This is a genomic window from Cytobacillus sp. Bva_UNVM-123, from assembly GCF_046351715.2.
Taxonomy (GTDB): domain Bacteria; phylum Bacillota; class Bacilli; order Bacillales; family Cytobacillaceae; genus Cytobacillus.
Window position 1 is genome coordinate 170,887 of sequence record NZ_CM177772.1, and the last position, 14,199, is coordinate 185,085.

Below are 14,199 nucleotides of genomic sequence, written 5' to 3' on the forward strand. Positions count from 1 at the left end.
CATTGAATACTGTAATGAAAGTTGAAAATTTGCAAAAAAGCTATGAACGTCATTATGTGTTAAATGGGATATCCTTTTCGGTGGAAAAGGGTGAAATTTTTGCGTTGCTCGGCACAAATGGAGCGGGAAAGACGACTGCCCTTGAATGTTTAGAGGGAATCCGTAAGTATGATAATGGGACGATAACGATTCAAGGCAAGATAGGTGTTCAATTGCAATCTTCTTCATTACCACAAAATATGAAAGTAATGGAAGCGGTGAGGCTCTTTACGAAGTGGAATGGTGTTCAAGTTGATCTGAAATATCTTGAAAGACTTGGGGTAACTCAATTCAAGAAAAAGCGATATGGAGAGCTTTCAACGGGGCAAAAGCGACGTTTGCATCTTGCTTTAGCTATGATAGGGAATCCGGATATTGTTTTTTTGGATGAGCCGACTGCAGGATTAGATGTTGAAGGAAGGGTCTCGCTTCATGATGAGATTCGATTACTGAAAAGTCAAGGAAAAACAATTATTATGGCAAGCCATGACATGGCTGAGGTCGAGGAGCTTTGTAATAGAATTGCTATCCTCAAAGATGGTGAGATTGCTTTTATTGGAACGGCAAATGAACTGACGGAGCATATGCAAGGTGTTCAACGAATTCACTTTAGGTTTTCTGGCCCATTTGAAATGACTCACCTTAATTGCAGTATATACAAAAATGAAGAGCAAGGTTATTTTATTTTTGAAACGGAATGTCTTGAGGATTGCTTGCTTGAAATCGCTTCATTAGCAAAACAACAAGCTATTAGCATTCGCGATATGAAAATCGAAAACAAAAGCTTAGAGCAGCGGTTTATGGATATTGCGAGGGAGGGAAAGTAATGGGTGCGTTTTTATATGGTGTCAGCTTACAATGGAAACTGGACATACGAAACAAAGGTGTACTCTTAACGTATTATGTAGTACCACTTGTGTTCTTTGGGTTTATGGGAAGTATTTTTACTTCTATTGACCCTACTGCATATAAGACATTAATTCAATCCATGACCGTATTCGGTGTCACGATGGGAGCAGTTTTAGGTTCACCAATCCCATTAGTAGAGTTGTATGGAAGTGAAATGAAAAAACTATATAAAGTTGGCGGTATCCCTCTTTGGACATCTACAGTTAATAACATTATTTCTGGTTTTATTCATTTGATGATCATGAGCTTGTTCATTTTTTTTATCGCACCAATTGCATTTAATGCCTCCACTCCGAACAACCTAATAACCTATTTTATATCATTAATAATTTTCATTATCGCCTCTCTATCAATAGGTACTATCATAGGGCTGCTTGTAAAAAGCACGGCTAAGCTGACGATGATCGTACAATTTATATTCCTCCCTTCCATTATGTTATCCAGTATTATGTTTTCATCTGATATGCTGCCAACCGTATTGCAACATATTGGTAAAATCTTTCCTGCTACATGGGGATATGTAAGTATGAACACAGAAGAACTAGAATTTATGCCTATCGCACCGTTATTACTAATCATTGCAGGAGCAATACTAGTCAGCATTTTTAGACTTCGCACAATTAGGAAGGAATAAGGTTTTCAAAGGATATTCACTTTTTCTCTACATAAATCCCCCACCTCTTGTTAAAAACCTTTAGGTTGGGGGATGAATGAGATAAATTCCATTTTGCAGCATGACTGCTTTCTTCTACAATACATCCACTTTATTAACATTGCGCACGGTCCAATAAGCGATCAATATACCAAAGACGGCTAGAGCGGCTGGAATGTAAATAATGTTTGCAAGTGAAAAGGCTGGGTTATGTTGTCCCGTAATGACAATTATGAGAAGGGAGGAAACAATGGTTGCCGGCACCGATTGTTTACGCATGCCGAAGTATAATGGTACTAAGCTTGCTCCAGCAGCTGCTATTGCAAATGTGACAATCCGAACAAAATGCAGGGAAAATTGTTGAACTGAAAAGGAATCAGGAATCAACTGAACGTAATGATTGAACATTAAAAAGGCTGCTGCTACGATACTATTTGAAATGACAATCGTAATAAAAGTTAGACTGCTTGCAATAAGTAACTTTACCATCATTATTTTTTTACGTTCGATTGGGTAAGAGTACATGAGCAAAATCGTTTTATTTTTATATTCATCAATGACTAGTTTCGACAATAAGACGGCAGCAAAAACAATGAATGTACTTCTCACGGAAACCCCAATGACAATGAGAGCCTCCTCTAACCCAGTAAAGGGCAAACTACCAGATTCAATTTTTTCTACATATTGAATCCCAACAATTAAGGCAAAGATAAGAATGGTCGCAATAGTAGCCCCATTAAAATACCACCGCAATTTTGCTTTTTTTAATTCCAATCGAATTAAATTGATCATTTTTTCACCTCCCTATATAGACGACTCATGGATTAAGTTCAAAAAATACTCTTCCAGCGAGGCTACTCGTTTATTAATCGAATCAATATCCACGCCATTTTCTATCAATTCCTTCGAAATCCTTGCTTGAGAAGTGTTTGCCGCATATATTCGAATGATATGATCATCAATGGCTTTGTAATTTTTAATATGCAATCGGTTTTCGAGAATAACGCAAGCTTTACGCAGGTGTGGAGTAACAAGTTCAATGTATTCCGTAGTTTCATGTCGAATTTGCTCCATTGAAACTTCCTTTAATAGTCGGCCATTGCTAATTACGCCAATTGTATGAGCAATATGTTCAATTTCACTTAAGAGATGACTAGATATAAGAATCGTAATGCCATACTCTTTATTCAGCATTTGAAATAAATTCCGCATTTCCTTCATTCCAATCGGATCTAAACCATTAATTGGTTCGTCCAAAATCAGCAGCTCAGGCTTCGTTAAGATAGCTCTTGCGATGGCGAGCCTCTGCTTCATGCCAAGGGAGAACTCTTTAACAGGTTTTGTATTTATATTCTTTAATCCAACTAGCTCTAGCGTTTCATTAATCATTTGTTTATTGTAGTAACCCATGTATTCGGAATGAAGCTCTAAGTTCTCATAGCCAGTCATTTTTTCATAAAAAATGGGGACTTCTATGATGCTGCCAATTTTTTTGAGCACTTCAAAGGAGGAATCTGTTAGTCTTTCTCCCAAAATCTCAATTTCCCCAGCTGTTGGCTTTACTAAATTTAAAAGCATTTTCATGATGGAAGTTTTCCCAGCTCCGTTCGGACCGAGAAAGCCATAGATTTCTCCTTTTTTCACCGTCATATTGACGTTCGAGACAATTTCTTTTCCTTGAAAAGCCTTCGTTAAACTCGTTGTTTGAATCGCAATGTCCATGTTTTCTCCTCCTTTCTTAACTCACTTGATTATTAGTTTAGAGGATAAAAATATCTTTCATCTTTCTAAATTCTTACGAAAATCTTACGTTTCACATAAAAGCGGAAACGCCTTGGTCAGCGACGTACGAACTGGACTGACCCCGACGAGATAAAGGAAACACGACGAGTGAAGCGAGTCGATGTTGACTTATCGTAGGAGGGGAGGGAAGTTCGCTAGGCGCTAGGCGTTGGAGCTAGACAGTTCTCTAGATTCAAAAAATTTATCTTTCTTATCTTTTTAGAATAACTTGGCATTTGCCAAAACTTACACTTTCCTATTAGCTTAATAAGTCATCCGCTTAAGCTGGATCGAAAAGACTGTTTTCTCATAAGGCTTGCTTTGTAGCGAAATGACACCACCTATCGCTTCAACAAGTCGTTTCGTAATGGTGAGTCCAAGACCACTTCCTTGAAAAGCTTTGTTGCGGGATTCATCGAGTGTAAAAAGCCTCTCAAATACTCTATTTTGGTGAGTCTCCTCAATGCCTTTTCCTCGATCCCATACGTTTATAACAAGTCTTTGTTCTGTAAAGCGTAATTGGATTCCAATGACTTTTCCCGCATTTCCATAATGAAGCGCATTGGATAGCAAATTATTTAAGATCCTCTCTAATGCCTCTTCATTGGCGAGAGCATAAACGGGTGTATCGGGAATATCAATATCTGCTTCTAAACCTTGTGCTTGCATAACATCGTAAAAGGATAAAATACTTTTTCGGCAAACCTCATTCACGTTTACTCGTTCCATTAGCAGCTGAATATCTCCTGCTTCAAGCTTTGCTAAATCGAAGAAGGAGTTCATAAGCTGAATAATTTCAAGAGTTTTACTGTGAATGTTTTGTAGGATACGTTCACGTTCAGCCTCTGATATTTTCGGATCCTTTTGGATCGTTTCAATATAACCTAAGACAACGGTTAAAGGTGTTTTTAAATCATGTGAAATATTAGCGAGCATTTTTTTGAACGCATCTTCCGTTTTACGAAAGGCTGCCTTTGATCCTTGATAGCTTTCGATAAACATATTAAGTTGAACTAACAAGTGTTGAATTGATTGTTCATTCGTAACGACAAGAATCGGGTCGGTAGAATGCTGTATTTCCATATCTTTAAGTTTATTTGTAATATACAGGAGCTCGTCATTTCTTTGGCGCATTCGTTGAAACTGAAACAAATGAAGCAAGACTAATACAATAACACACCCACATAGCACCCAAACCATCTTAGAATTCTCCTAACCGATAGCCAATGCCCCAAAGTGTTTGGATGTATTTTGGTGAAGAGGGATCATCTTCAATTTTTTCCCTAAGTCTTCTCATATGAACATTAATGATATTTTCATCTCCATAGTAAACATCTTGCCAAACAGCTTGATAGATTTGCTCTTTCGTATATACCCGCTTCGGATTTGTGAAAAATAGTTTCAGAATGGCCCATTCTTTAGACGTCAGCTTAATTTCTTCTCCATTTTTATAGACTTGAAAATTTTCTGGATTCATCGTAATTTCATGAATTTGAATAGGGGTAGGTACACCTTCTATTTTTCCAGAATATTGAGTAGCTCTACGAATAGAAGCACGTATTCGAGCGACTAACTCGATCATAGAAAACGGTTTTGTCATATAATCATCTGCACCGAAGCCAAGTCCGAGTGCTTTATCTACTTCGCTATCCTTTGCTGACAAAATGAGTACTGGAATCGTACTATTCTCACGAAGCAGCTTTAATAATTCAATCCCATTAAGCTTTGGAAGCATAATGTCCAATAAGATAAGATCGAAAACTTCCTGCTGAAGTCGTTGTCTTGCCTCATCTCCATCATAAGCACAATGCACTTGAAATCCTTCTTTTGTTAAATAATTCTCTACCATTTCACTAATTGAATGATCATCTTCCACAAGTAAAATAGAGGCATTCATATCAAAACCACCTTTCATGGGGACAAAGGTTTTGTCCCACTATGCAGATCTTTTAATGTTAAATAAAATAATTTCCATCTGAAAAATATTCTCATCATAGCTAATGTCTAAATGGCCATGATGCTTTTCTATCATAGTGCGAATACTATTTAAACCAATGCCATACGATCTGCTGTCTGTTTTTTTGAAGAACGGATTTTTCCTGTTATATCAGTAAGGATCATCCCATTATACGGATTTTCAATCCGAATAAAGAGACTCTCATTTTGATAGTGCATTTGAAACTTCAATGGCTTTGCAAAAATTCTCTTCTGAATAAAAAATACTTACGACGATTTTTACTTGAAAAAGTTTTGAAGGCTCAGAAGACGGGCTTCAATTTCTTCTGTATGAGATAAATTATCATCACAAATGGCTATATGTATCATATTAACTTCAGTCAGCAGAAGTCCACTCCTTACATTAAATAAAATGATAAATGAAAATAAGCCTCTAGGATAACAGGGCTAAAATGACTTGTCTTCTAAATTATAACACTTGCTATTCGAGTGAAGAGAGTTGAAAAAAACAATAAATACGCCAATTTTGACATTGGAACGTTAGGGAGTCATAAAGGGTGCTACTGTGATGGTGTAAAGTTAATGAAAGGAGTGGATGTTTTGACAGTAAGCGTCTTCGAAGAAAAAAATTTAACAAAGCAATATGGCAATTCCTTTGCACTTGAAAATGTAAATATGACGACTGTTCAGGATTCGGAGAAACGAAAGGCGCCAAACTGAATGCCGTAAGGAAGGACAGCGGCTATTTAATTGAAATGCCAGCACGTTACCCTGATTGATCTTCGGGGCCAGTATCGTTTTGATGCTATGGATGCGGTCTGTCAGTGGAGAATGGAGAATGAACAATTTGTTAGAGCCATTAAACTCGATCGTAACAATTTCAAGAATTTTACTAAAAAATGAGGAGTCAGAAAATGAAAAAGAAAAATATCTTTCCTGTTGTAATAGGTGGAATTTTACTCGCTGTCATTGTATTTGTACTTTTATTTGTAGGGGTAGACTCGATATAAGATGTAGTAAATCATGCTTTTTATGCTAGTATGTTTATAAGATTGTAAAGAGGAGGGAAGCCATGTTTCCTATTTTAGAAACAGAAAGATTATTGCTGCGGGAAATTGTTATGGAAGATGCTGATGCTATCTTTCATTGCTTTTCGAATAACGATGTAACTCGTTTCTATGGACAAGACACATTAACAAGCGTAGAGGAAGCAAAGCAATTTGTAGATTTTTTTGCCAAAAGCTACAAAGAGAAAAGAGGCATTAGGTGGGGAATTGAACTAAAAGGAACGCAAGAAATGATCGGAACAATCGGGTTAATGCTTGGTCCCCTAAACATAAAAGAGCGGAAATTGGCTATGAGCTTCATCCGCAGCATTGGCGGAAGGGATATGCTAAAGAGGCTGTCTCTAAAGTCATTACATATGGGTTTAATGAGCTAGAATTAACTCGGATCGGAGCAGTTGTCTTTATTGAAAATAAAGCATCAAATGAGTTATTAATCAAATTAGGCTTTGAACAAGAAGGTATCTTAAAAAAATATATGTATCAAAATGGGGTTCCTTATGATACGAACGTTTACTCATTAGTAAAAGGGTTGTCTAACAAGTCCTAAATTAATACAGGTGGAGAAAAATGAGCCATTTTTCTCCGTTGTGTGTTCTTATACTAGTATACATCAAGAAATGATCTTTTCGGGAATTGACCGATATATTGGGAAAGGGGCCGATATATCCGGGAATTGACCGATAAAATGGGAAAGAGGCCGATATATTCGGGAATTGACCGATATATTGGGAAAGAGGCCGATATATCCAGAAAGAGACCGATATTTTCAGGAAATGGGTGTTAATGACTCAAAATATGCTTGCACATAAGAACAAATAGCTTCGCCAAGAATAAGTTTTTTCAATCATTTCGGATACCCTCCATCCCTATCGCTTAATGCTTTTTTGTCTGGATGAGTAACAAGGCTGATTGAGAAAAAATATTTGAATCATTATTTGTTGTGATACAGAACTTATCGAAATATAGTAAAAAAACGCTCGAATTTTTTCAATTCTGAGCGTTTTCTACGATTCAAGTTTATGCTTTTTTTATAGCTGCTGAAGGATCAAATGCGGCTTTCCCACGTACATGGGATTTATTCGTATATCCTAACGATTCAAGTAAACGTCGATTGTTTTCTGATTTTCTTCTCATATCTATTTCTTTCGCTATACGAGTTAGATGCTTAGGAGTGGAGCCGATATATACAACAGTATCCTTACTCATTTAACATCCCCCCTAAAAGGTCGATTGCAAAATCAAATGGTTGCCTTTTTTCCATTATAGCACTTACGATATCATTTTCATAGCTGTTCACACGACGGCTTGACCAAAGTTGGGATAATTGAAAATGACATGATAACACGAGTTCTCCAACTTTTTTCGTCATATAAATCATTTGCTTCTCCTCGGAATAAAAAATATGTTCTTGATGTTCCATATCTTTATGATAAGTTTGAGCAACAAATGAATCGGTATCCGTCATTTTGAAATTTTGTGCAGGAGTTTTACATCCATAAGAATCGACTAATAAGAAAAGGTCTTCATTTCGTTTGTATAATGTCATCGCTTTACATTCAGATATATTCACAATCGGTACAGGATGTTCCGCAAAATCACTGTACGAATCGTAAATGGATTGGCTTGGCAAATACTCCGATAAAGTTTTAAAGAACAACGGGAGACTTAGCTTAGCATGGACAATACACTTCATAAAATTATTAACAGATTCCTGATAGATGGATAGCTCATCATATAGCATGAGGTTTTGCGTAATTTCATTTTCATGAAGGTAAAATTTCGTGCTTTTTCTTAAGACTTGACTCAACACCTTCAAGAGGAAGCTACAAAGCTCTGGCGTATCGGCAATGTTGTAATCATATGTCCATCTTGTCATTTTATAGCAATCATGGACAAAGGCCCAAATAAATTCATCAACAGACATATCGGAAACTTTTTTATGTAAGACTGTATTATTTTTTTTATGCTCTTCCAAGAGAGATTTTACGAGTGGGAAAGTAAAGCGAGGTTCATGATCGTATTTTGCTTCATACTTGTGGATCGCTCTATCTAATTCGTCTTTAAGGTGATTTTTATAAAAAGTAAGGATTTGCGTTTCCACTATCGGGATGACAATTTTATCATTTTTGAGAGCGGTCATAAATTCTGCATATGTAATCGTAATATTAGGATTATTCTGAGTTAAGCTCCCCGCTTTATTTGAGATAAATAATACTAGGACATCACTATCCTTCACCTTATTTAAGCAATCTTGGTTTGGGTTATCTGTATACAATCCCATATCCCCATACTCATACATAACCGTTTCATGACCGGCATTTTCTAAAGCTGTTTTTATTCGTTCTCTTAAAGGCTGTAGGATTTGCTGAGAGGAAGAACTAATAAAGATCTTCGTAACATCAATATTCAATGGCGCATCCCCTTTTTCCTAAAATTTCTACTTATAAAAATGATTTTATCATAATTTTCCAATTATATGAATAAAAACAAGCAGTTTCTACTTTAGCAAATTGGTGATAAAAAAAGGATGTAGTCTTGAGATTGAGTAACTTAAGATTCAGATGGCACTTTATTAAATGATTCTACCCAGTCTGGCACTTTCAACAAACAAAGTATATTGAGCTCCTCTGCTCTTTTCTCTACATAAGAGCTAATCTTCATGAGCTCATCATCAATAATTGCGGGATGTGTCATAACTTCAACAGAGCTAGCCTTTAAGTTCTTTAGCTTTTCAAAAATTTGATCATCTACACCATCATGGTAAAAGTTAAGCCAAAGCGCTTCTGTTAAAAGAATTTCAGGGTATTCCCTTAAAGAATCGACATAACGAACAGGAACAGAATATTTTTTCGCTAATTTCACGACAATCTCTTTGAGCGGCTCCCAGCCATGGACATGATGGTGGCTGTCGATATGATGTAAAGATAGTCCAGTTTTTAAAAATGAATGGATTTGAGATTCCCATTCTTTTTCAACTTCGACAAGATTAGGGACATCCATGTTTTGAAAGGAATGATTAAATTTAAATGTGCCATCAGGTTTAATTAAGTCAGGTACTTGTGCAGTTAGAGGCTTCCCCCAAGTTAACACGAGATGAATGCCTACTTTTAAAGTAGGAATTTGCTTTGCTTGGTCAACAGCATAATTTACCGCTTTTCCATTCATCATTAAAGTTGTTGAGTTCACAATCCCCTCCAGATGGGCTTTTATGATGCCATCTGTAACTCCTTTTGTTAAGCCAAAATCATCAGCATTAAATAGAATCTTCATTCGACTTCCCCCAATCGATTTTATTTCAAGCTCCCAAAGGCATTTACGCTTTTCTTATTCTCCTAATGGATAGTTTCTTTCGATCAAAAAGTTTGTTTTGTCTCCTCGAAAGTATGAATGAGAGTACTCAACTTTTCTTCCTGTCTCATCTTCAGCAATTGTTTCGATGAAGAAGCAAGGTAAATCCGGTTCGCATTGTAAGTATTTACATGAACGTTCATCAGCAAGGGTAATTTCAACATGTTCAATCGTTTTCGCAATGTTAACACCAAAGTCGTTTTTTAATGAAGTGTATAGGGAAGTTTCTGCATGCATTTTTGTGATCCCTGGTGCAACATCCCAAGGAATATAGGCAATTTCATATTGGGTAGGTTCGTCATTTGCTTTACGAACTCTTTCAATTCGTTGAATGGGATCGTTAAGAGCAACTTCTAATGATTGTTGCAAAATGTCATTTGCGGGAATGACATTGATGCTAAGTAATGTGATATTTGCTTTTTTTCCTTGGATCGCTACTTGATCACTGTAGCGTTTAACGGTATGTGAAAGGGTTTGGCTTACTTTTGGATCGGCAACATATGTTCCTCTTCCTTGGTGACGGACTAAATAACCTTCCATTGTCAGCTGGTTTAATGCGGTTCTAACGGTTGTTCGACTAACATCAAAATCCTTGCAAAGGTCTAGCTCTGTAGGAATTTGTTCACCTGTTTTATATTTTTTTGATTTTATCCGGTTGAGCAGTTCTTCTTTAATAAAAGCGTGTAATGATTGATTTTTCTCCATTTGTAAACTCCTTAAAGGATTTTATAAATAAAGTTTACAAGATAGTACAAATAATAACAATATCTTTAAATGTAGTAACAAATATTAATACAATTATTATTTGTATGGACAACTAATTAATTGTATGATACATTATTTTGTAATAGTCAGAATATATATATAAAACAAAATATAAGCGTTTACATTATAAAATAAGGAGTCTGACCGAAATGGGATTAAAATTAGTAATTGTTGGTGGAGGTTCTAGCTATACACCTGAAATTATTGAGGGGATTATTCGTCGTCATGATTCTTTTCCTGTAAGTGAAATGGTCTTAGTTGATATTAATGAAGGGAAATACAAGCTTGACATTATTGGCGATTTGGCAAAAAGAATGATTGAGAAATCGAAGAAACCTATTCATGTAACTTGGACATTGGATAGAGAGAAAGCACTTCAAAATGCTGACTTTGTTTCTACCCAAATACGAGTAGGTGGATTAGAGGCGCGTTCGAAGGATGAAAGAATTCCGCTAAGCCACGGCTTTATTGGCCAGGAAACGAATGGGGCAGGGGGAATATTGAAAGCATTTCGAACCATTCCTGTTCTAATCGAGCTAGCGAAGGATGTTCAGAGAATTTGTCCAAATGCATGGATCATTAATTTTACAAATCCGGCGGGAATGGTTACTGAAGCGTTAATCAAGCATTCCCCCCATAAAAAAGTCGTCGGAGTTTGCAATATTCCATTCAATATGCGCTATTCAACAGCTGAAATATTAGGTGTTGCACCAGAAGCTGTACAAATTGAGTTTGTTGGCATGAATCATTTCGTATTTGGCAAAAAGGTGCTTGTAAATGGAATTGATCGCACAGAGGAAGTGTTGAATAAGTTATCGAATGGTTTAGATTATTCTCCTGCAAATATAGTGAGTCTTGGCTGGTCAAAGACATTTATTGAGTCAATGCGGCTCTTACCAAATCCATATCATCAATATTATTTTCAAACGAGAGATACATTGGAAAAGGATTTGCAAGCATTTAAGGAAAATGGAACAAGGGCAGAGATTGTTCAAAAGCTAGAGGAGTCATTATTTAATATATATAAAAATCCTGCATTACAAGAAAAGCCAAAGGAGTTAGAAAAACGGGGAGGTGCTTATTACAGTGATGTAGCGTGCAGCTTGATGGACTCAATTTATAATAATAGGGGGGATGTGCAAACGGTCAACACATTGAATTTAGGAGCTATTCCAGAGCTTCCGAATGATGCCGTTATTGAGGTCAATAGTGTTATAACAAAAGATGGTCCAAAGCCTATTGCTGTTGGTTCCTTGCCAACGTCAATAAAAGGAATTATTTATCAAATGAAAGCGTTCGAAGAACAAGTCATCCATGCGGCGATAACTGGTGACTACAACGATGCGTATACAGCTTTTGTCATGAATCCATTAATTGCAGACGAAAAGCGCAGTAAAGCTTTGCTTGATGAGCTGTTGGAGGCACATAAATTTTATTTACCACAATTTAATTAATAGGGGGAAATAATTTATGCAAAAATTTATTGAAATTGCTGGACGCATTGGAGCACAACGCCATTTAGTTGCTATTCGTGATGGTTTTGTTGCAATCATGCCTTTAATTATTATTGGTTCACTTGCCGTTCTATTTAATAATTTTCCACCATTAGGTGACTTCAAGCTTGTTGAAGTGTTCAATGGTATTTTCGGGGAAGGAAATTGGCAAAAGGTTGGGGGCAGTATTTGGAATGGAACCTTTGCTGCTATCGGACTGCTCATTTCATTTTCAATTGCGTATAATTTAGCAAAATCTTATGAAGTGGATGGTCTATCAGCTGGATTAATATCAGCTGCTTCTTATATTATTCTCGTTCCTGTAACACCAGATTTCGGCTTAAGCTTTGCATGGTTAGGTTCACAGGGCCTTTTTATTGCTATTATTCTATCTTTACTTGTAACCGAATTGTTTAGGCTTTTAGTTCAAGCAAAATTAACGATAAAAATGCCTGAAGGTGTTCCTGATGGAGTCGCGAGATCCTTTACTGCTCTTATTCCAGGTATGATTATTTTATTGCTTGTCGGACTCTTCCAAGCGCTTATGGCTGTTTTTGCAGAAACGAGTATTTTTGAAGTCATTTTCAAAGTAATTCAAGAACCGTTACAAGGTTTAGGTAATACATTACCGGCTGCTATGATCGTTGCGTTTCTTAATCACTTACTATGGTTCTTTGGTTTGCATGGTTCAAACATTATTGGCGCCGTTATCGAGCCATTATATTTACCTTTACTCGAAAAGAATTTAAGCTTATTCCAAGACGGTATGTCTGCATTTGATGTACCAAATATTGTAACAAAACCGTTCTTTGATACGTTTGTTTATATGGGTGGTTCAGGAACAACAATTGCTTTATTCATTGCCATCCTTATTGTCGTGAGAAAAGCGCAAAAGCACCCATACCGGGAGGTCACGAAATTAGCAGCACCTGCAGGATTATTCAATATTAACGAGCCTGTGATTTTTGGTTTGCCAATTGTTTTAAACCCAGCTATGTTAATTCCGTTTATTCTCGTTCCTGTCTTATTAACGATCATTTCTTATTTTGCGCTTGCAGTAGGCCTTGTCCCAAAAACAGTTGCCATGGTGCCATGGTCGACACCACCGATACTAAGCGGCTACTTAGTGACGGGAGGCAGCTGGAGAGGAATCGTTTTGCAATTATTCAATCTTGCGGTCGCAACCATTATTTATATTCCTTTCGTTATGATTGGCGCACGTACTTTTAATTTGAAGTCGAAAGAAACAGTTGCAGTAGAAGAAAATACAAAGGATGTTTAATAACTTGTTGCTAAACTTAACAGATACTAATGGATAAAGGGAGCCAATTTTATGATGGAGACGACCGAAGAAATTCAAATGCTATCTTTTACGATTATTTTGCATGCAGGGAATGCACGTTCATATGCAATGGAAGCTATCGGTTTAGCGAAAGAATATGATTTCAAAGCAGCACGTGAAAAAATCGAAGCAGCCAACAATGAATTTGTTGAGGCACATCAGGTTCAAACAAAGCTTATCCAATCGGAAGCGAGTGGACAGAAGAATGATGTGACCGTTATCCTCGTTCATGCACAAGACCATTTAATGACTGCCATGACTGTGAAAGATCTGGCAAATGAAATGATCGACATGTATGAAAGAATGAAGGCGATTGAGGAGGGGAAATAATTGAAAATCATCCTTGTTTGTTCTGCAGGCATGTCTACTTCTATGCTCGTAAAGAAAATGATTGAATCCTCACAAGAACGTAATATCGAAGCAGACATAACGGCAGTTAGTGAAGCACAGCTAAAAAATCATTTAGACAACCTTGATGTTGTCTTAATTGGCCCACAAGTACGCTATTTAGAAAAAAATATAAGACAACAGTTAGAGCCGAAAGGAATTAAAGTAGATATTATTAATCAGATGGCATATGGGATGCTGCAAGGAAATAAAGTATTAGATCAAGCAATCGCGTTAAAAAATAGTTGAGATAAAAGGGCTTGCACAGAAAATGTAATGTGCAAGCCCTTTTATTCTCTTTGCAAGAGTTGCGGCACATTTGCGGCGTGAAACAAGAAAACAAAGAAAATCGAAAGCGAAATTTAGCGGTGATATTGTGATTGATTACGGAGAGCGGGTTGTATATTACAAAAATACGCAAATTTCATTTAAAAAAAAGAATTTGAAATCATCGAATTT

15 protein-coding genes and 1 pseudogene are annotated in these 14,199 nt (G+C 36.6%); 7 read left to right on the top strand and 9 right to left on the bottom strand.

Features of this window, described 5'->3' with window-relative positions; translation table 11 throughout:
* The first annotated feature begins 2 nt into the window (after window positions 1–2).
* Together KDN24_RS00930 and KDN24_RS00935 are read left to right on the top strand one after the other, a co-directional pair.
* On the top strand, window positions 3–866 hold the full coding sequence (locus tag KDN24_RS00930; RefSeq protein WP_409970808.1) for an ABC transporter ATP-binding protein: 864 nt from the start codon (window positions 3–5) through the stop codon (window positions 864–866).
* On the top strand, window positions 866–1,582 hold the full coding sequence (locus tag KDN24_RS00935) for an ABC transporter permease (RefSeq protein WP_491348254.1): 717 nt from the start codon (window positions 866–868) through the stop codon (window positions 1,580–1,582). Before KDN24_RS00930 ends, KDN24_RS00935 begins: the two co-directional genes overlap by 1 nt.
* 114 nt (window positions 1,583–1,696) lie before the next feature.
* Here the strand turns inward: KDN24_RS00935 and KDN24_RS00940 are convergent, their stop codons facing one another.
* The 5 genes from KDN24_RS00940 to KDN24_RS00960 form a co-directional block, all read right to left on the bottom strand.
* Complete coding sequence (locus KDN24_RS00940) at window positions 1,697–2,392, bottom strand: ABC transporter permease (RefSeq protein WP_409970806.1); 696 nt, start codon at window positions 2,390–2,392, stop codon at window positions 1,697–1,699.
* Between the two features lie 12 nt (window positions 2,393–2,404).
* Window positions 2,405–3,322: an ABC transporter ATP-binding protein gene (locus tag KDN24_RS00945; RefSeq protein ID WP_409970805.1), complete on the bottom strand. Its 918-nt coding sequence runs from the start codon at window positions 3,320–3,322 to the stop codon at window positions 2,405–2,407.
* A gap of 324 nt (window positions 3,323–3,646) precedes the next feature.
* A complete protein-coding gene (locus KDN24_RS00950) occupies window positions 3,647–4,582 on the bottom strand; it encodes a sensor histidine kinase (RefSeq protein ID WP_409970804.1) in 936 nt (311 codons plus the stop codon).
* A gap of 1 nt (window position 4,583) precedes the next feature.
* Window positions 4,584–5,279 carry a response regulator transcription factor gene (locus KDN24_RS00955; RefSeq protein WP_409970803.1) on the bottom strand — a complete coding sequence of 232 codons (696 nt, stop codon included), beginning with the start codon at window positions 5,277–5,279 and terminating at the stop codon, window positions 4,584–4,586.
* Window positions 5,280–5,318: 39 nt separating this feature from the next.
* The gene (locus KDN24_RS00960) at window positions 5,319–5,438 is read right to left on the bottom strand and encodes an ATP-binding protein (protein ID WP_491348455.1); all 120 of its coding nucleotides are present in this window, start codon (window positions 5,436–5,438) and stop codon (window positions 5,319–5,321) included.
* 972 nt (window positions 5,439–6,410) lie between these two features.
* Here KDN24_RS00960 and KDN24_RS00965 point away from each other — a divergent pair.
* Window positions 6,411–6,952, top strand: a pseudogene (locus KDN24_RS00965) (GNAT family N-acetyltransferase).
* A 470-nt stretch (window positions 6,953–7,422) separates the two neighbouring features.
* On the opposite strand, the gene KDN24_RS00970 reads toward KDN24_RS00965, so the two are convergent.
* The 4 genes from KDN24_RS00970 to KDN24_RS00985 form a co-directional block, all read right to left on the bottom strand.
* On the bottom strand, window positions 7,423–7,611 hold the full coding sequence (locus KDN24_RS00970; RefSeq protein WP_409970802.1) for a hypothetical protein: 189 nt from the start codon (window positions 7,609–7,611) through the stop codon (window positions 7,423–7,425).
* On the bottom strand, window positions 7,604–8,815 hold the full coding sequence (locus KDN24_RS00975; RefSeq protein WP_409970801.1) for a DUF4062 domain-containing protein: 1,212 nt from the start codon (window positions 8,813–8,815) through the stop codon (window positions 7,604–7,606). Before KDN24_RS00975 ends, KDN24_RS00970 begins: the two co-directional genes overlap by 8 nt.
* Window positions 8,816–8,955: 140 nt before the next feature.
* The gene (gene chbG / locus KDN24_RS00980; protein ID WP_409970800.1) at window positions 8,956–9,675 is read right to left on the bottom strand and encodes a chitin disaccharide deacetylase; all 720 of its coding nucleotides are present in this window, start codon (window positions 9,673–9,675) and stop codon (window positions 8,956–8,958) included.
* 54 nt (window positions 9,676–9,729) lie between these two features.
* A complete protein-coding gene (locus KDN24_RS00985; RefSeq protein WP_409970799.1) occupies window positions 9,730–10,458 on the bottom strand; it encodes a GntR family transcriptional regulator in 729 nt (242 codons plus the stop codon).
* Between the two features lie 209 nt (window positions 10,459–10,667).
* Between KDN24_RS00985 and KDN24_RS00990 the strand changes: the two genes are divergently transcribed.
* Genes KDN24_RS00990 through KDN24_RS01005 form a run of 4 tightly spaced genes read left to right on the top strand, consistent with a single transcriptional unit; the run spans window position 10,668 to window position 13,989 of the window.
* Window positions 10,668–11,972: a 6-phospho-beta-glucosidase gene (locus KDN24_RS00990; protein WP_409970798.1), complete on the top strand. Its 1,305-nt coding sequence runs from the start codon at window positions 10,668–10,670 to the stop codon at window positions 11,970–11,972.
* A gap of 16 nt (window positions 11,973–11,988) precedes the next feature.
* Window positions 11,989–13,293, top strand: a complete 1,305-nt coding sequence (locus KDN24_RS00995; RefSeq protein ID WP_409970797.1) for a PTS sugar transporter subunit IIC — start codon at window positions 11,989–11,991, stop codon at window positions 13,291–13,293.
* A 54-nt stretch (window positions 13,294–13,347) separates the two neighbouring features.
* Window positions 13,348–13,683, top strand: a complete 336-nt coding sequence (locus tag KDN24_RS01000) for a PTS lactose/cellobiose transporter subunit IIA (RefSeq protein ID WP_409970875.1) — start codon at window positions 13,348–13,350, stop codon at window positions 13,681–13,683.
* A gap of 30 nt (window positions 13,684–13,713) precedes the next feature.
* Window positions 13,714–13,989 (top strand): PTS sugar transporter subunit IIB, encoded by a 276-nt coding sequence (locus KDN24_RS01005; RefSeq protein ID WP_491348456.1) that lies wholly within the window; start codon window positions 13,714–13,716, stop codon window positions 13,987–13,989.
* Window positions 13,990–14,199 lie beyond the last annotated feature (210 nt).